This is a genomic window from Gordonia sp. PS3 (assembly GCF_041950545.1).
GTDB classification, from domain to species: domain Bacteria; phylum Actinomycetota; class Actinomycetes; order Mycobacteriales; family Mycobacteriaceae; genus Gordonia; species Gordonia sihwensis.
In genome coordinates, this window is the sequence record NZ_CP169524.1 from 2,426,948 (window position 1) to 2,444,462 (window position 17,515).

At 68.4% G+C, this 17,515-nt stretch carries 13 protein-coding genes; 6 read left to right on the forward strand and 7 right to left on the reverse strand.

Annotated features, from left to right (window positions below):
* Positions 1 to 12: 12 nt before the first annotated feature.
* A complete protein-coding gene (locus ACE11G_RS11280; protein ID WP_006896558.1) occupies positions 13 to 789 on the reverse strand; it encodes an IclR family transcriptional regulator in 777 nt (258 codons plus the stop codon).
* Positions 790 to 948: 159 nt separating this feature from the next.
* Here ACE11G_RS11280 and ACE11G_RS11285 point away from each other — a divergent pair, with 159 nt between their 5' ends.
* Together ACE11G_RS11285 and ACE11G_RS11290 are read left to right on the forward strand one after the other, a co-directional pair.
* Positions 949 to 2,229, forward strand: a complete 1,281-nt coding sequence (locus ACE11G_RS11285; RefSeq protein ID WP_346077026.1) for a DUF6986 family protein — start codon at positions 949 to 951, stop codon at positions 2,227 to 2,229.
* A 30-nt stretch (positions 2,230 to 2,259) separates the two neighbouring features.
* A complete protein-coding gene (locus tag ACE11G_RS11290) occupies positions 2,260 to 3,084 on the forward strand; it encodes a bifunctional allantoicase/(S)-ureidoglycine aminohydrolase (protein ID WP_006896556.1) in 825 nt (274 codons plus the stop codon).
* Between the two features lie 89 nt (positions 3,085 to 3,173).
* On the opposite strand, the gene ACE11G_RS11295 is transcribed toward ACE11G_RS11290, so the two are convergent.
* Both ACE11G_RS11295 and ACE11G_RS11300 read right to left on the reverse strand, forming a co-directional pair.
* A complete protein-coding gene (locus ACE11G_RS11295) occupies positions 3,174 to 3,896 on the reverse strand; it encodes an aspartate/glutamate racemase family protein (protein ID WP_346077024.1) in 723 nt (240 codons plus the stop codon).
* 47 nt (positions 3,897 to 3,943) lie between these two features.
* On the reverse strand, positions 3,944 to 5,497 hold the full coding sequence (locus ACE11G_RS11300) for an NCS1 family nucleobase:cation symporter-1 (protein WP_346077022.1): 1,554 nt from the start codon (positions 5,495 to 5,497) through the stop codon (positions 3,944 to 3,946).
* A 245-nt stretch (positions 5,498 to 5,742) separates the two neighbouring features.
* Here ACE11G_RS11300 and allB point away from each other — a divergent pair, with 245 nt between their 5' ends.
* On the forward strand, positions 5,743 to 7,134 hold the full coding sequence (gene allB / locus ACE11G_RS11305) for an allantoinase AllB (RefSeq protein ID WP_346077020.1): 1,392 nt from the start codon (positions 5,743 to 5,745) through the stop codon (positions 7,132 to 7,134).
* Positions 7,135 to 7,347: 213 nt separating this feature from the next.
* Positions 7,348 to 8,043, forward strand: coding sequence for a DUF4352 domain-containing protein (locus ACE11G_RS11310; RefSeq protein ID WP_346077019.1), 696 nt, complete (start codon positions 7,348 to 7,350; stop codon positions 8,041 to 8,043).
* A 4-nt stretch (positions 8,044 to 8,047) separates the two neighbouring features.
* Here ACE11G_RS11310 and ACE11G_RS11315 read toward each other — a convergent pair whose 3' ends face one another.
* From ACE11G_RS11315 to ACE11G_RS11325, 3 genes are read right to left on the reverse strand one after another with little or no spacing between them, the layout of a single operon-like run.
* Entirely contained in the window at positions 8,048 to 9,499 is a 1,452-nt protein-coding gene (locus tag ACE11G_RS11315; protein ID WP_375002203.1) for a wax ester/triacylglycerol synthase domain-containing protein, read from the reverse strand.
* The gene (locus tag ACE11G_RS11320; protein WP_006896550.1) at positions 9,489 to 10,997 is read right to left on the reverse strand and encodes an HAD-IB family hydrolase; all 1,509 of its coding nucleotides are present in this window, start codon (positions 10,995 to 10,997) and stop codon (positions 9,489 to 9,491) included. The genes ACE11G_RS11315 and ACE11G_RS11320 overlap by 11 nt, the downstream gene beginning before the upstream one ends.
* Positions 10,994 to 13,267 carry a glycerol-3-phosphate 1-O-acyltransferase gene (locus ACE11G_RS11325; RefSeq protein ID WP_006896549.1) on the reverse strand — a complete coding sequence of 758 codons (2,274 nt, stop codon included), beginning with the start codon at positions 13,265 to 13,267 and terminating at the stop codon, positions 10,994 to 10,996. The genes ACE11G_RS11320 and ACE11G_RS11325 overlap by 4 nt, the downstream gene beginning before the upstream one ends.
* 170 nt (positions 13,268 to 13,437) lie before the next feature.
* Here ACE11G_RS11325 and ACE11G_RS11330 point away from each other — a divergent pair, with 170 nt between their 5' ends.
* Both ACE11G_RS11330 and ACE11G_RS11335 read left to right on the forward strand, forming a co-directional pair.
* Positions 13,438 to 14,778, forward strand: coding sequence for an MFS transporter (locus ACE11G_RS11330; RefSeq protein ID WP_006896548.1), 1,341 nt, complete (start codon positions 13,438 to 13,440; stop codon positions 14,776 to 14,778).
* Complete coding sequence (locus ACE11G_RS11335; RefSeq protein ID WP_006896547.1) at positions 14,775 to 16,289, forward strand: aminotransferase class V-fold PLP-dependent enzyme; 1,515 nt, start codon at positions 14,775 to 14,777, stop codon at positions 16,287 to 16,289. Before ACE11G_RS11330 ends, ACE11G_RS11335 begins: the two co-directional genes overlap by 4 nt.
* Here ACE11G_RS11335 and ACE11G_RS11340 read toward each other — a convergent pair.
* Positions 16,270 to 17,412 carry an acyl-CoA dehydrogenase family protein gene (locus tag ACE11G_RS11340; RefSeq protein ID WP_006896546.1) on the reverse strand — a complete coding sequence of 381 codons (1,143 nt, stop codon included), beginning with the start codon at positions 17,410 to 17,412 and terminating at the stop codon, positions 16,270 to 16,272. The two genes, ACE11G_RS11335 and ACE11G_RS11340, sit on opposite strands and share 20 nt — an antisense overlap.
* Positions 17,413 to 17,515: the final 103 nt, after the last annotated feature.

Genomic DNA, 17,515 nt, shown 5'->3' on the forward strand with positions numbered 1-17,515 from the left:
CGGTCGCGTCGCTCAGGCCTCCCTGGCGCCGATCAACGCCTCCGAGATCACGCCGGTGGCCCGCCGGAGCGCGAGGATCGCCCGCTCCTGCAGTTCATCGTCCATCCGCGACGTCGGACCGGAGATCCCGACGGCCATCGGGGTCGGCGCCCCGGGAACCGCCATCGCGACGCAGCGGACGCCGAGTTCCTGCTCCTGTTCGTCCACCGAGTAGCCGTTCGAGCGCACCCGTTCCACCTCCGCGAAGACGCCGGAGAGGGAGGTGACGCTGTATTTCGTGGTCGCGGGCATGCCCGCCTGCGACACGAGCTTGAGGATCCGGGCGTCGTCGAGCTCTGCCAGGATCGCCTTGCCGACCCCGGAATTGTGCAGGTTGACCCGTCGTCCGACCTCGTTGTTGGTGCGCATGGTGTGCGGCGACGGCACCTGCGCGGTGTAGATGACCATGTCTCCGTCGAGGACCGCGAGGCTCGCGGTCTCCGACAGCTCGGCCACCAGCGCCTCCAGCACCGGATCCGCGACCGCGCCGAGCTGCCGGTTGGCGACCTCGCCCAAGCGGATCAGTCGAGGTCCGAGCGCGTACCGTTTGTTCGGCAGCTGCCGGACGTATCCGATGCCGACGAGCGTGCGAAGCAGCCGGTGGATGGTCGGCGGAGGCAGCGGCGACTCGCCGGAGAGGTGGCTGAGCGAGCACTCGCCGCCGGCTCGGCCGATCAACTCCATCAATTCGAATGCGCGCTCGACGGACTGCACGCCGCCCGTCTTGCCCTCGCTTGCCGCTGCGGCCACCGTCTCGCTCCTCAGGTCTGGGACACCAGAACTCTATCTTCCACCATGCGGAACACAAAGTGTCTCCACAATCCGTGTCCGCTTGTGTGAAGTGCACAATTCGCACTAGACTCCACGATACGGAATTACAATTCCGTATTCGACTGACCGGGAGGGTGAATGACCAGCGGCTATCTCAGCGACTCCTTTCTGGCCGACGTCGACAGCCGATTGTCGGAGGCGGACGAGGACCTGGTACGCCGCTACCCCGGCGACGACGGTCGACGCCAGCCGGTCCACACCGTGTACGTTCCCGCCGACCGCTACGCACCCGAACTCCCGCGACAATGGGGCGCCGCCGCACTGGACACCGCGCGCGCGGCCGGCGGCCTCGACGCGGTCGCGGCGATGATCGGACTCGGCGCCGCGCCCGAGTCCACGCCGGAACGGCTCGCCGATCTCGTCGCGGCCAAACTGAGGTCCGAACCCATCGAGGACCTCCGTCTCGACTTCGAGGACGGATACGGCGACCGCGGTGACGCCGCCGAGGACGCCGACGTCGCATCCGCCGCCGCAGCGGTGCGCTCCGCGAACGACTCCGACGCGCTCCCGCCGTTCATCGGCATCCGCTTCAAATGCTTCGAGGCTCCCGTCCGGCGCCGCGGGCTGCGCACGCTCGACGCCTTCATCGGCGCCTTGGCGGCCGGAGGGCCGCTGCCCGACGGCCTCACCCTCACGCTCCCGAAGGTCACTTCGGTGGACCAGGTGGAGGCGATGGTCCAGGTCGCGGCAGCACTGGAACAGGCGCACGGCCTCCCGTCCCGGCGCATCCGGTTCGAGGTCCAGGTGGAGACGCCGCAGGCCGTCCTGGGCCCCGACGGCACGGCTCCGGTGGCGAGACTGATCCATGCGGGCGACGGACGGGTCAGCTCACTGCACTACGGCACCTACGACTACTCGGCGTCGCTCGGCATCGCGGCGGCGTACCAATCGATGGAGCACCCGGCGGCCGACCACGCCAAGAACGTCATGCAGCTGGCCGTCGCGGGCACCGGCGTTCACCTGTCCGACGGTTCCACCAACGTCCTGCCCGTCGGCGACGACCGGGAGCGGGCGGCGGCCTGGCGGCTGCACGCCCGACTCGTCCGCCGCCACCTGGAGCGCGGCATCTACCAGGGGTGGGATCTGCACCCGAACCAGCTCGTGACCCGTTTCCTGGCCACCTACGCCTTCTACCGCGACGGCTTCGCTCCCGCCGCCGCGCGTCTGCGGAACTACATGCACCGCATCGACTCCGGGATTCTCGACGAGCCGGCCACGGCCCGCGCACTCGCCGGTTTCATCGACCGCGGCGCCGTCTGCGGCGCACTCCCCGCCGACGATGTGGAAGCCGCCACCGACCTCCCGATGGAGACGGTCCGGGCCGTCGCCCTCGGTCGCATCACCACTCCGCTCGCCTGAACCGAACTCACACCCCACAGAGGAGACGTCGTGACCCCACCGCAGAAAGCGTCGTACTACACTCCCCGCGGCGGCCTGCCGCCGCAGACCGCGCTGCTCACGGATCGGGCCGTGGTCACCGAGGCGTACACGGTGATCCCCCGCGGTGTCCTCTCCGACATCGTCACGTCGGTCTTCCCCGAGTGGACCCGCACGCGCGGCTGGATCCTGAATCGGCCGGTCGCCGGCGGTTCCACCACGTTCTTCCAGGCCATCATGGAGGTCCAGCCCGGTGGAGGCGCCGACCGGCCCGAGCCGCAGCCCGAGGTGGAGGGTTTCCTGTTCGTCACCTCCGGCGCGCTGTCGGTGGTCGCCGACGGACATGCGCAGACGCTCACCGAGGGCGGGTTCGCCTACCTCCCCGCGGGCACGGCGTGGTCGGCACGCAACGACGCAGACGCCGACGCGACCTTCGTCTGGATCCGCAAGCGTTATCAGCCCGTCGACGGCCATGCGCCGTCGGTCCGCTTCGGGAACGAGCGGGACATCGAACCGTCCGCGATGCCCGGCACCGACGGCAAATGGCGCACCACCCGCATGCTCGATCCGCAGGACCTCGCCTACGACATGCATGTCAACGTCGTGACCTTCGAGCCCGGCGCCACCATCCCCTTCGCCGAGACGCACGTCATGGAGCACGGACTCCTGATGCTGGAAGGCAAGGCCGTCTACCACCTCAACGGCGACTGGGTGGAGGTGCAGGAGGGCGACTACCTCTCCCTGCGCGCGTTCTGCCCGCAGGCCTGCTACGCCGGTGGGCCGTCGAACTTCCGGTATCTGCTCTACAAGGACGTCAACCGCCAGATCCTGCTCTGACTTCAGGCAGATCGTCTCCCCGCACTCCGCCCGGTACGCGTGCTCCCCCACCGCGTGCCGGGCGGTTCCATGCTTCGGTGGTCGGCGGATCAGATCTGGAACGGCCAGCCCACGACCTTCTTCTCACGCGGCGGTGCGTACGTGCGCACCTTGGAGGTCGACAGTCCCATGCGGACGAGCCCCTCGGCGACGGTGACCGCCGAACGCACGCCGTCGACGATGGGAACGCCGGTCGCGGCCCTGACCTTCTCCTCGAGCTCGGCCATTCCGCCGCAGCCGAGGCAGATCACCTCGGCGTGATCGCGCTCGACCGCTTCGCGCGCCTGCGCGACGATCGCCTCCACGGCACGCTCCGGGTCGGACTCCAATTCGAGGACGCCGAGGCCGGACGCCCGCACCGACGCGCAGCGCGTCGCGAGACCGGCGAGGCGCAGTCGGTCCTCGATCAGCGGAACGGTGCGGTCGAGCGTCGTGACGACCGAGTACTTGTGACCGAGGTACATGGCCGTCGAGGCGGCCGCCTCGGTGATGTCGACGACGGGCACGTCGAGCAGTTCCTGCAGTCCCTCTCGGCCGTGTTCGCCGTAGCCGGCCTGGATGACGGCGTCGAAGGGCTCGGGATAGGACGTGATCGCATCCATGACGGCGATAGCGGCGAGGTACGACTCGAAGTTGCCCTCGCAGGAGTCCGCGCCGAAGCGCGGAGTGACCCCGAAGATCTCGGTCCCGGGCGCGGCGACGGCCCGGGCCGACTCCGCGATCGCGTCGGTCATGGACTGCGTGGTGTTGACGTTGGCGACGAGAATCCGCACGGATTCGCTCCTTCGGGGGAATGGACGGGAATGGGGCGTGCCGGACGTCAGTGCGTGCTGGCGACGGCGATGGCCTCGCCGGAGACGTCGGCGAACGGTCCCTTGCGATCGGCGACGAGCAAATAGACGATCGCACCGACGGCGGCCCCGATGAACCACGAGTACTCCGAGACCACTTCGAAGGCCGGCACGAAAGCCAGGACGAGAGCGAACGCCGCCGTCGGGATCAGTGCGATCACCGCGCGGGGGTTGACGCCGCCCCGGTAGTGGTAGGCGCCGTCGGGGTCCTCGGTGAACAGCTCGGGAACATTGACCCGCGATCGCCGGACCAGCCAGTAGTCGGCCATCACGATGCCGAACAGCGGGCCGAGCAGGGCACCGAGTCCGCCGAGGAAGTAATTGATGACCGCGGGCGAGTTGTAGAGGTTCCACGGCAGGATCACCAGACCGATGACCGCGGAGACCAGCGCCGCGCGCTGGAAGTTCAGCGTCTTGGGGAACAGATTGCTCAGCGCGTAGATCGGTGCGACGAAGTTCGCCATCATGTTGACCGCGACCGTCAGGATCAGCAGCGCGAGGCAGGCGAGCACCAGCAGGAACGTGTTCGGCACGGCCTGGACGATGTCGGCCGGCGATTCGATGACCCGGCCGTCGATCCGAAACTGCGCGCCGGCGAGGGTGATGACGATGCCGCCGAAGAGCAGCATGTTCAGCGGAATGCCGAAGAAGTTGCCCCGCACGATGGAGCCCTTCGACTTCGCGTTGCGGGTGAAATCGCAGAAGTTGAGGACGAACGTGCCGTAGATCGCCACCCAGAGGCTGGCGCCGCCGACGATCTTGGCCCACATCTCACCGCCGGTGAGCGAGTCCGGCGTCGTCCACGCGATGGTCCAGTCGGCCTGGCTGAGCATCCAGACGGCCAGCGCGATCATGGTGATGAGAATGACGGGTCCGGCGAAGGCCTCGTACCGGCGAATCATCTCCATGCCGTAGCTGACGATCACCAGCTGGATCACCCACAGCGAGACGAACGAGATCCAGCCGAGGGTGGAGAGTCCGAGGAAACTGTTCGCATCGAGGTTCTGGGCCGACGGGATCAGCGCGACGATCAGGATGCGCAGCACCACCGACGCGAGGAAGGTCTGGATGCCGAACCAGGCGATGGCGACGGCGCCGCGGATGAGGGCGGGGATCTGCGCACCACGGATGCCGAACGAGATCCGGCTCATCACCGGGAACGGGACGCCGGTCTTCTCGCCCATGAATCCCGAGAGATTCAGGAGCAGGAACAGGAACAGTCCGCCGAGGCCGAGGGCCAGCAGGATCTGCCATCCGCCCAGGCCGAGCGCGAACAGGCCGATCGCGAACGCGTAGTTGCCGAGGCTGTGCACGTCGTTGGCCCACAGCGTGAAGATGTTGTACGCGCTCCATCGTCGTCCGGCCCGCTTGGTCGGAGCCAGATCGGCGTTGTAGAGGGCGGGACTCACGCATTCCGGCAGTCCCTGCTCGGTCCGCACGGCGACGTCGTCGAACGACACCGCGGACTCAGTGCGGCCGGCGGGGCCGGCGTCCTCGATCACTCCGGATGATTCGGTGCTCATGGCAGGACTTTCACTCGTCGCGGAGGACCTTGCCGCCAACCGCTGATTCCACTGTGTGGAATTAAGATTCCGTGGTTTTGAACATTTACGCCTACCGCTCGGTCAGATGTCAACCCCCGAGCACGTCGCACGCCCGCTGGGCGCCGTTCCAAAAAACGACGATGTGATTCCACCATGAGGAATTACTCTGCGGTATTCTCTCCTCGACAGATCTGTCCGGCGACCACGTGGAGGAGCAGCCGCACATGAGTACCAGCCCGGAGAGCAACGAGACGGCGCAGTCCGTGTCCGCCGAGCCCGCGACCGCGTTCGATCTGGTCCTGCGCGGCGAGCAGATGTTGACGACGGCGGGGATCGTGGCCCGCGAGATCGGCATCCGCGACGGCCGCGTCACCGCGATCGAGCCGCTCGGCAGCGGCCTGCAGGGTGCCGAGGTCATCGAACTCGCGTCGAATCAAGTGATGATTCCGGGGCTGGTCGACACCCACGTGCACGTGAACGAGCCGGGTCGCACCGAATGGGAGGGCTTCGAGTCCGCCACCAAGGCGGCCGCCGCGGGCGGCGTCACCACGCTGATCGACATGCCGCTGAACTCGATTCCGTCCACCGTCACGGTCGAGGCGCTCAACATCAAGCGGCGGGCCGCCGCGGGCAAGACCTACATCGACGTCGGCTTCTGGGGCGGCGCCATTCCCGGCAACGAGGGCGACCTCCGCGGGCTGCACGACGAGGGCGTCTTCGGTTTCAAGTGCTTCCTGCTGCACTCGGGCGTCGACGAGTTTCCGCATCTCACCGCCGACGAGATGGAAGCGGATATGGCGGAGCTGGCGAAGTACGACTCCCTGATGATCGTTCACGCCGAGGACTCGCACGCGATCGACCACGCGCCCACCGCGGAGGGCAACCAGTACGCGAACTTCCTGGCCTCCCGCCCGCGCGGCGCAGAGAACGTGGCGGTCGCCGAGGTGATCGAGCGCGCCCGCTGGACCGGCGCCCGCGCGCACATCCTGCACCTGTCGTCCTCGGACGCACTGCCGATGATCGCCTCGGCGCGCCGCGACGGCGTCAAGCTCACCGTCGAGACGTGTCCGCACTACCTGACGCTGCTCGCCGAGGAGATCCCCAACGGCGCCACCGCGTACAAATGCTGTCCGCCGATCCGCGAGGCGTCGAACCGAGAGCTGCTCTGGCAGGGGCTGCTCGACGGCACCATCGACTGCATCGTGTCCGACCACTCGCCGTCGACGGTCGACCTCAAAGACGTCGAGGGCGGCGACTTCGGCGTCGCCTGGGGCGGCGTCGCATCACTGCAACTGGGACTGTCGCTGATCTGGACCGAGGCCAAGCGCCGCGGCATCGGCCTGCCGCAGGTGATGGAATGGATGTCGGCCAAGCCCGCGGCTCTGGCCGGGCTGACCAACAAGGGCCGCATCGCCCTCGGCTGCGACGCCGACTTCGCGATCTTCGAGCCCGATTCGGCGCAGGTGGTCGACGTCCGCAACCTGCATCACAAGAACCCGATCAGTCCGTACGACGGCCGCGCCCTGGCCGGCGTCGTCACGGGCACCTGGCTTCGCGGTCAGAAGGTCGACTTCGAGAACCCCCGCGGCCGGATGCTGCGCCGCGGAGACGTCTGATCCCATCACCTGGTCAGACAACGGAAAACGACTTCGCCGGCGAGGCACCACCTCGCCGGCGAAGTGCGTTGTGGCACAGCGAACTTCCAAACGCTTGTCGGCTGATCGGTCTAATCGTCCACCGGGCTCGCTGATATCCCCGAACAAGACATTGCCGACTCCTAAGATTCGTACGGTTTCCGCGCATTGCGCACACGCACATTCAGGAGCACGATGACCAACCAGCCACCCCTTCCACCGAATGGCCCCTACCCGCAGTATGGCCATCCACCCGTCGGCCCAGGGATGCAACCGCCCGTGCCGCCGGCCAAGCAGCGCAAGAAGTGGCCATGGATCGTCGGCATCGTCGTCGTAGTGGTGATCATCGCGGCGGCGATGAGCGGCGGCGATGACGACAAGTCCACTGACAAGACTGCGAAGAGCGCGGCGACCGTTTCCCAGCGAGCCGACACAGCGACCGCTGTCCCAGACGATGAAACGAACGAGAAGTCTGACAAGAAGTCGAAGGATGCGGGGCTCAACACTCCCGTCCGGGATGGCAAGTTCGAGTTCACTGTCACCGGTGTCGAGAAGGGCGTGCCCTCTGTGGGTGACAATCCCTACCTCACCGAGCAGGCTCAAGGGCAGTTCGTCATCCTGTCGGTCACAGTGAAGAACATCGGGAAGAAGCCCCAGTCCTTCTCTCCGACCGCCCAGAAGCTGACCGACTCCGAAGACCGGACATTCGAGCCCGACACGACAGCGCAGATCGCGCTCGGCGGGTCGGACATCACCGTCTGGGACAACATCAACCCGGGCAACGCAGTCGACGTCAAGCTCGTATTCGATATGCCGAAGGGCGCTGTTCCCGCAGCCGTGGAACTGCACGATTCGATGTTCTCGAATGGAGCCTCGGTGGATCTGGCCTAACCGCCTACACCACCCGCTTCAGGCGGTCACCCGGGTCATCGCCCAGGTCCAGCACCTCGTTGAAGCCGTCGACGAGGCACTCGGCGAATAATTCCGGCTCGGTGACGGCGGCGGCGTCGAAGTTCAGGCCGAGGCACGCCGTGCCGTTGTGCGTGATCATCGTGGCCATCACCGCGCAGCCGGGCAGCGGGCCGAAGGGGAACATCCGCTCCACACGGGCGCCGGCGACGAACGTCTCCCACGGAATCCCCGGCACATTGCTGGCCTGCAGATCGTTCTGCGACGTGGTGCCGCTGAACTGCGCCAGCAGCGGGCCGGGCAGCCAAGCCGCCACCGGCCCGATGGTGTTGAGGATGTCGACCGCGGGCTCGGCGCGCGCCGCGCGGACCTGCTCCCGGATGGTCAGCACACGCTCGAACGGGTCGTCGATCCCGATCGGTCCCGCGAGCCGCCCGACGGCGATCCGGTTTCCGCCATCGGGATCGCCGGGTTCACGGACCGAGATGGGGATCGCGACGGGAATCGTGTCGACCACCGTCCCCATGCTCTCGTGGTACCGCCGGAAGCCGCCGATCAGGCCGCCGAGGTAGACGTCGTTGATCGACGCGCCGGTCGCCGAACTCACGGCGCGCAGCGCGGCGAAGTCCACCTCGAACGCACTGAACCGCCACGAGAGGCTGCGAGCCGCCAGCAGCGGTGATCCGGGCGGACTGATCATTCCGGCGACTCGCGGAACCGATCGGCCGTACCGAAGCACTCGGCGCAGGGTCCGCTTGGGATCACCGATCGCCCGGACTCCGGCGACGGCGAGTCCGGCCAGTTTCGGCAGCCGGCGGATCTCCTCTCCGATCTGGCGGCTCAGCACGTCGAGAGACGACAGATCCCCGGGTGCGGGGGCGGGCGGCTGCGGCTTGCCCGGTATCGGCTCGCGGCTGGTGGAATGCAGTTGCGCGAGAACGAGAATCGCACCGAGTCCGTCGGTGAGAGCATGATGCGCCTTGAAGAAGTACGCGGTCTTGCCGTCGGCCAGCCCGTCGATGAGGTAGCCCTCCCACGGCGGTCGAGCCGAGTCGAGCGGTGTCATCGCCAGCTGTTCGCAGAGGGTGAGGACCTCGCGCATCGATCCGTCGCCGGCCACCCGGACGCGCCGCAGGTGGTAGTGCAAGTCGAAGTCGGGGTCCACCTCCCAACTCGGGGTGCCGGTGCGCAGCGGCGATTCGATCACTCGCTGACGGAACCGCGGCGCCATCCGGCTTCCCCAGTCGTGCGCCGCCACGAGCCGATCCCAATCCGGTTCACAGTCGTAGACCTCGAGCATCGAGATCGTCGACCGCAACCTGCGGTCGGCGTCGCCGCGCCACATGACCGTGTCGACCGCACTCATCTCCGGTTCGGTGCCCCATGCAAGAGGCCGGTCCACCACCGGCTCGCGCGGTGCGCCGGAATCACTCGTCACCTTCGGACTCCTGCCACTCGAAGACTCCCATCGTCCTGGTCATCCGGCCGTCGTCGAACGCGGTGACCGGCCAGTCGGCCAGCGCGTCCAGGAACTGCTGTCGCACCTGGCTCGCGTACTCGCCGACCTTCTCGGGCACCCACGAGGAGGTGTCCACCGGCGGCAGCACTCGGACCTCGACCGTGCCGGGTTTGATCAACTGCGCTCCGCGCCACATCAGCTCGCCCGCGTTGCGCAAGACCACCGGCACCACCGGCACGCCGGCCTGCATGGCGATGTGGAACGGTCCCTTCTTGAACTCACCGATCCGCGGCGTCGCCGACCTCGTCCCCTCCGGGGCCACGACGAGCGAGAACCCCTCGTCGACCACCTTCCGGACCACCGGTTCCAACTGTTCGATCGCCCGGCCGGCGTCGGCGCGGTCGATGAACGCCACACCCCCGACCTCCAGGATTCTGCCGAACAGCGGCAGGTCGCGGATCTCCTTCTTCGCCACCCCCGTGGCCTGGCCGCGGATGAGATGGATCATCACCGGGAGATCGAGTTTGGACTGGTGGTTGAACACGAAGACGCACGGTCGAGCCGACTGCAGATAGCCGCCTCCGTCGAGGACGTCCACCCGGACCCCGGCGAGTGCGAAACCGGTGTCGATCCCCGACGAGACAGCCTTCTGCATCACCTGCGTGCCGTCGTCGCTGAGCACTCCCCTGGCGAATCCGACGGCGGCGCCGCCGAGAAACGAGCCGTAGAAGGCACTGGTGCGGGCGAGCATGCCGAGCCTGTTGTGCGACGGATTCCGCAGTTCCAGGATCGGCCAGCCACGCGATTCGGCGACCGCCCGCAGCCCCCGCTGGGGCGACACCGCCGCCGGATGTCCTACCGCCTCCAGATAGGGCACATCCTCGTTTCCGTCGCTGTAGGCGAACGACGACGCCAGGTCCAGATCGTGCTCGGCGGCCAGGCGCCGCACCGCGGCGGCCTTGCCGGGGCCCCACAGAGGTCTGCCGAGGATCTTGCCGGTCGCGATCCCATCGATCACCTCGACGTCGGTCGCGAGCGCGTCGTCGGCATCGATCTGCCGGGCGATGGGCTCGATCTGAAAGCGCGTGGCCGAGGACGCGATCACGATGCGGTGTCCCTTGGACCGGTGCGCGCGAATGATCTGCCACATCTGCGGCCGCAGCTTGGACGCCGTGTCCTCTTTGAACAGCCGCTCGCCCATCGCCAGCAACTCGGCGTAGGTCTTGCCCGCGAACGCCGGCCGCGTGGCTTCGAGCACCTCGGCGAAGTCCTGCTCCGACGAGCAGCCGCGCAGGGCGATCATCAGTCCGTCGAGGAGTTCGCCGGGCGTGAACTCGAGGCTGCGCAGACGCGCCCGCAGGATCGCCGTGGCCGAGAACCCCTCGATCAGCGTGCCGTCGTAGTCGAAGAAGGCACAGACCCGCCCGCCCTCGGGCGCGGACCGGATCGCCCGCAGCCGCTCCGCCAGCGCACTCATGCGTCCGCCTCCCGCGCTGCGGCCTGCGCCGCTTCGATCTCGGCGATCCGGGCGAGCCTGCACCGCATCTCCTCCACCTCGTCGAGCCAGGCTCTGCGGCGGGAGGCCACCTCGCTCGCCGAATCACCGTGCACCGCGCCACGGTTGTCGGCCAGCCGGTACGCGCCGTCGTACAGTTCCCGGGACACCGAGTCCTTGCTGTGCACCACGCCCTGCAACGACAACTGGCGGCCCAGGCCGAGACACTCGGTCAACACCTCCTCCTTGTCGAGTTCCTCGGATCCGAGGGCGACCAGCCGGGTCGCCACCACCAGCTGCGCGTCGAAGAAGGTCTGCAGCGTGCGGCGGGCGAACAGTTGCCCCGCGCTCGCCAGCAGCGCCGCATGCACCCATTCCTTGGTCCGCCGGTCGGTCCGCCAACCGGGAGCGAGCAGATCCATCTCGGCTCCGAGCCGATGGAGGAACTCCTGCTTGGCGGGGAAGAAGAACTCGAACTTGAGCAGATCGCGGATGCGGAGCACCTCCTGCTGCGCGGGAGCGAGCAGCCCCTCGTCGGCGCCGGCCTGCGCGTCGGGCGCCGGGCCTCCCTCCACCACGTCGCCCGCCGACACGGCGAGCATCCCCAGTTCGACGATCGCCCGGCCGACGAAGTGGTGCAGCGCGCCGTTGCGGTAGTAGGCGGCGACCGCATGATTGTCGGGGGCGATGGACCACACCTGCTCCGGGCCGCCGTCGAAGGTCTCGAGGACACCGGCGTCGGTGAGTTCGCGGAGCGTGGTGAGCAGCCCGAGCCCGCGGCACAGCGACGGGTCGGGGCCGGGCAGGCCGCGGGTGTCGATGTAGGTCAGCAACGGCGCCAGAATCACCTCGATCTCCCGCGCCGTGTACGCCCGGTCCGCGGCGCCGAGCAATGCGAACCCGGCCAGAGACGTCGCCGAGATCGGAGTCGCGGCGTTGATCTCGTCCATGACCTTGAACGCGACCTTCTCCAGGCGTGCCCGCCCGGTCCCCGCCTCGGCCAGCGCTTCGCGGAGCGAGAACGGTTCACCGAACCGGACGCGGGCCTCGCCGCGATACGTCCGCTGGGCGCGAGCGTACTTGAGCAGCCACTTGAGGTCCTCGGGACTCTTGGTGCCCCCGGCCGACTCCTTCGCCATGGCGGCGATCTCCGGAAGCTGGTCGTAGACGATCGAGGTCGGCACCACCACCACGTCCGCGGCGTCGAGCGCCTCCACAGCGTCCGCGACGTAGGCGAGCAGACCGAGCATCGGCGGCCGCAGCTTGCCGGTCCGGCTTCGGCCGCCCTCGATGTACCACTCCAGATTGAAGCGCTTCTCGACGATGAAGGAGAGGTACGAGCGCATCGCCAGCTTGTAGACCGGGTCGGCGCCGAACTTGCGCCGGATGAACACGGTGCCCGCGCGGCGGGCGATCGGTCCCATCGGCCAGAACGCCAGGTTCTCACCCCCGAGCACGAGGTTCGGCGGAAAGTCGTGCTGATGCAGCACACTGGCCAGGATCAGCGAGTCGACGTACGACCGGTGCGAGGGCAGGAACACCAGCGAACTCGACTTGTTGACCGAGCGCAGACGTCCGAGGGTGTCCAGATCCGCCGACACCGACCATGCGCGCTCGTAAAGTCCGCTGAAAGTGGAGGTGAAGACGTCGCGGACCAGTCTGCTCTGGGTTGCGACGAAGGCGCTCATCTTGTCGGTGGCCTCCTGCGCCACGGATGCGGCGGACCGCCCGAGTTCGGCCGCGAGTTCGGCGGCCGCGGCCTGGAATCTGGCCGACGAGCTGATCTGCTCGGCCACCAGTCGCGGCACCTTGTACCGGGTTCCGACGAGTTCGAGTTCCGCGCGCTCGGCCGAGATCGCGGCCTGCATGCCGACGAAGCCTGCGAACGACGTCCCCTCGGCCTGCCGCTCGTCGTAGCGAGCGCCGAGTTCGGCCACTGTGGCGGGGACGCCCTGCACCACGCGGACCCGATCCGGTCCGTGCCTGCGGATGGCCGCCTGCCGGAAGGCCGGTGGGCGCCGCGGATTCGAGAGCACGATCGCGTCGGCCAACGCGACCTTGCGTTCACCGCGACGCACCGGCGGCAACCACACCACGCGCGCCGGAATCAGGGTGGTGTCCGGATCGAGAGCGGCCACGTCGACGTCCTCGAGCCTGACCACGCCGACACCCGGATGATGCTTCGCCGCCCACTCGTCGAGGATCTCCTGCTCCACTCCGGTCCGCACCTGCGCCAGTACGATCGCGCTCACCGAATCTCCTCGTCCGACGATCTGCCCCCGGACACGGCTGAGTTCCGGCGGGAACTGAATTGTCGCCGATCGCGGATCGGTCCGGGGCGGTATTCGATGCCGTTCGGTATTCCGGTCGAGCCGGCACCAAACACTCCCGCCGGTCTTGATCGTCTGATCTACTCGATCGTGTGAGTGTTTCGACCTCCGCGCCGCCGGTGTCACGCCGGGTCACCGCGGGCTTCGCGGCCGGCAGTCTGGGAACCGGTGGCTTCGGCGTGCTGCCCGGACTGGTGCTGGCGTACTACCTCACGGACACTCTCGCGGTCGGCGCCCTGCTCGCCTCGGCGATCGTGGTGATCCCCAAGATCGTCGACGTCCTGGTGAACCCGCTGATCGGCGCTCGCAACGACACCGCGTTCGCCGCCACCGGATCCCGCACGCGGTTGATGTGGATCGGCACCCTCGCGATCGTGCCGACGTTCATCCTCACCTTCGCCGCACCGACGGCCGCGCCGCCCGCGGTGGCCGCACTGTGGGTGCTCGTCTTCTTCACCACCGCTGCCGTGGCCTACGCCTGCTTTCAGGTCCCGTACATCGCGCTGCCCACCGATCTGACGCCCGACTATCACGCGCGCACACGTCTGATCTCGGCGCGGATCGCGGTTCTCGCGCTGGCGATCCTGTTGATCGGCGCGGGCGCTCCCGCGGTCCGCGATGCGCTCGGGGGCGGCGCCGCCGGTTACGCGGTGATGGCTGCGGTGTCCGTGGCCGTGATCGCGGGAGGCATGGCCGTCTCGACAGCGGTCGCCGGCGCCGCGGGCCGTCGGGCGCCGATCCGGGCGCGGACCGCGACGCACGCGGTGGGCGGAGCCGCGGCGTTCCGGGCCGTCCGCGATCATCACCACTATCGGGTCCTGTTGTCGGTCTTCGTGATTCAGGCGCTCGCGAGCGCGGTGATGCTCGCCGGAGCGCAGTATCTGGCGACCTACGTCCTCGACAGCTCCGCCGCGCTGACCCCGCTGTTCGTCGCGCTCGTGGCACCGGCGCTGCTGGTGATGCCGCTGTGGGTCCGTGTGGGACGACGTTTCGGGAAGCTGCGCGGTCTGTACGCGGCGTCGGCGTTGTTCCTGCTCGCGGACGTGATCCTCGCTTTCGCGATCGCGGCGCCGGGGGCGTGGGTCTTCGGAGTCCTGGCGATCACCGGCGTCGGCTACGCCGGCATGCAGACCTTTCCGCTCGCGATGCTTCCCGACGTGATCGACGAATACTCCGCGCGCACCGGCCGCGAGCAGGGCGGCGCCCTGTCCGGCCTCTGGACCGCGGGCGAAACGCTGGGCATGGCCGTGGGACCGGGTCTGTACCTGCTGGTGCTCGCGGCCACCGGGTTCGTCTCGTCGACGGCCGACACGGTCGCCGATCAGCCGCGCAGCGCGATCATCGGCATCACCGCGGGATTCTCGGTGCTGCCCGCAGTCCTGGTGACGCTGAGTCTGGTGCTGCTGACCCGCTACGAGAGGAGACACCCGTGACGAGCCGCGACCCGGACGAGGTACTGGCCAGACTGCGCCGACTGCGCGAATCCGACGCGCCGACCCACGGCGGCCGGATCCTCTCCTACGTGTACGACAGCGGGCTGGGCGTCCTCGACCGGCTGGCCGCGGACGCAGCCGAGCTCGTCCGTCCGGTGAACGGACTCGATCCCACGGTCTTCGGATCGGTCGCCGCGATGGAACGCGATCTGATCGAGTTCTCCCGGAGCGCGTTCGGCTCCCCCGACGCCGTCGGGACGGTCACCTCCGGCGGCACCGAGAGCTGCCTCCTCGCCGTCGCCGCGGCCCGCCGGACCTCCGGGCTCCCGCGCGGGCACGGAAATGTGGTCGCGCCGTCGACGGCGCACGCCGCCTTCGACAAGGCCGCCGAACTGCTCGGCGTCGATCTACGACGAGTTCCGGTGGATCCCGACTCCACTCGACCGTCCGCCGCCGACGTCGCCGCGCACGTCGACGACGAGACCTTCCTGCTGGTCGCGTCCGCTCCGAACTATCCGACCGGAACGATGGACCCGATCGCCGAGTTCGGCGAGCTGGCGCTCGAACGCGGGCTGCCGCTGCACGTGGATGCCTGTCTCGGCGGCTTCGCACTCGCCTGGTGGCCCGAACCGTCCGATCCGTGGGACCTGTCCGTGCCCGGTGTCACCAGCCTGTCCGCCGACTTCCACAAATACGGCTACGCCCCGAAGGGCGCGTCCATCCTGTTGCACACCGATCGGGATCGGCACCGCGCCGGCTACTTCGCCACCGCGGACTGGCCGGGCTATCCGGTGGTCAACCCGACGCTGCTCGGGTCGCGATCGGCCACCGGCACCGCCGCAGCGTGGGCGATCACCCAGTTCCTCGGCCCCGAGGGGTTCGCCGGACTCGTCGGCGACATCGCCGCCGCACGCACGGTGCTCCTCGAGCAGGTCTGCGCCATCGACGGGCTCCGGGTGGTCGGCGACCCCTTCGGTCCGGTCTTCGCGGTGGCCGCCGACCACGCGTCGGCGCGGCCGATCGACCCCCACCGGTGGGCCGACGAGGTCCACGCGCGTGGATTCACCCTGCAGGCGCAGCCCCGCTACCGGCAGTCCGACGGCTCCGAACTCGCCGCGAGCACCCATCTGACGATCACTCCGGTGACCCGGACGGTGGCCGCCGAGCTGTCGGCTGCGATGGTCGACGCCGCGACCGCGGCTCGTGCACTTCCGCCGATCGACGCACCGGGCCCGCTCCGCGAGCTGGCCGCGGCGTTCGAGTCCGGAGCCGTCACGGTCGAGGACGCCGTCGGGCTGGACTCGGCGGCCACCGAGGCCGTGCTGATCGGAGCGGGGATCGACCCGCACTCCGACCCCGCGCGGTCGGAGGAGGCGCTCGACATCGGCGCCGTGATCGCCGCCATCGACCTCCTCCCCCGACCGGTGACGGCGAAGATGCTCATCGAGTTCCTCGCCGCCTTCACCAATCCGCCGCCGGCCGGGACGGGCACTACAGTGCGCGCGAGATGATCTCCTTCATGATCTCGTTGGTGCCGCCGTAGATCATCTGGACGCGGTTGTCGGCCCACATGCGGGCGATCGGGTACTCGTTCATGTAGCCGTAGCCGCCGAAGAGCTGCAGGCAGGTGTCGGCGACCTGCATGGCCTTCTCGGTGGTCCACCACTTCGACATCGCCACGGTCGGGATGTCGAGTTCACCGCGCAGGTGCTGCTCGATGCAGTCGTCGATGAACACGCGAGCGACGTGTGCTTCGGTCGCGACCTCGGCGAGCTTGAACTTGGTGTTCTGGAAGCCGTAGATCGGACGGCCGAAGGCGGTGCGCTCCTTGGTGTACTCGAGCGTCTTCTCCAGGGCGACCTCCATGCCCGCGACGGACGCGACACCGATGATCAGGCGCTCCTGCGGAAGCTGCGTCATCAGCTGGATGAAGCCCAGCCCCTCCTGGTCGCCGAGCAGATTCGACTGCGGCACACGCACACCCGAGAAGTTCAGCTCGGCCGTGTCCTGGCCGCGCATGCCGACCTTGTCGAGGATCCGGCCGCGGCTGAAGCCCTCGCGGTCGGTCTCGACCAGGATCAGCGAGATGCCCTTGGCGCCCTCGTTGGTGTCGGTCTTGGCGACGACGATCACCAGATCGGCCTGGCCGCCGTTGGTGATGAAGGTCTTGGAACCGTCGATGACGTAATCGTCACCGTCCTTGATCGCCTTGGTCTTGACGTTCTGCAGGTCCGATCCCGTTCCCGGCTCGGTCATGGCGATCGCACCGACCACCTCTCCCGAGGCCATCTTCGGCAACCAGTGCTGCTTCTGCTCCTCGGAGCCGTACGCGAGCAGGTAGTGCGCGACGATCCCGTTGTGCAGGCTCTGGCCCCATGACGAGTCGACGGCCCGCGCCTGCTCCTCGATCAGGACCGCCTCGTGGGCGAACGTGCCGCCGCCGCCCCCGTACTCCTCCGGGATCGACATGCAGAGCAGGCCCACCTCGCCCGCTTTGAGCCACAGATCGCGGTCGACGTGGTGCTGCTCGATGAAGCGTTCGGTGTTCGGAGCGAGCTCCTTCTCGCAGAACGCGCGCGCCATGTCGCGCAGCGCGGTGAGTTCCTCGGTCTCCCACGAAGGACGTCGTGCCATGAGTTGAGCTACCTATCTCGAGTGCGGTGTTCGACGCTGAGCGTGCCGCCCAGCCCTACCGGCGACTATACAGTCGTACCGTATTTTGAGTGCCTCGCGAGCT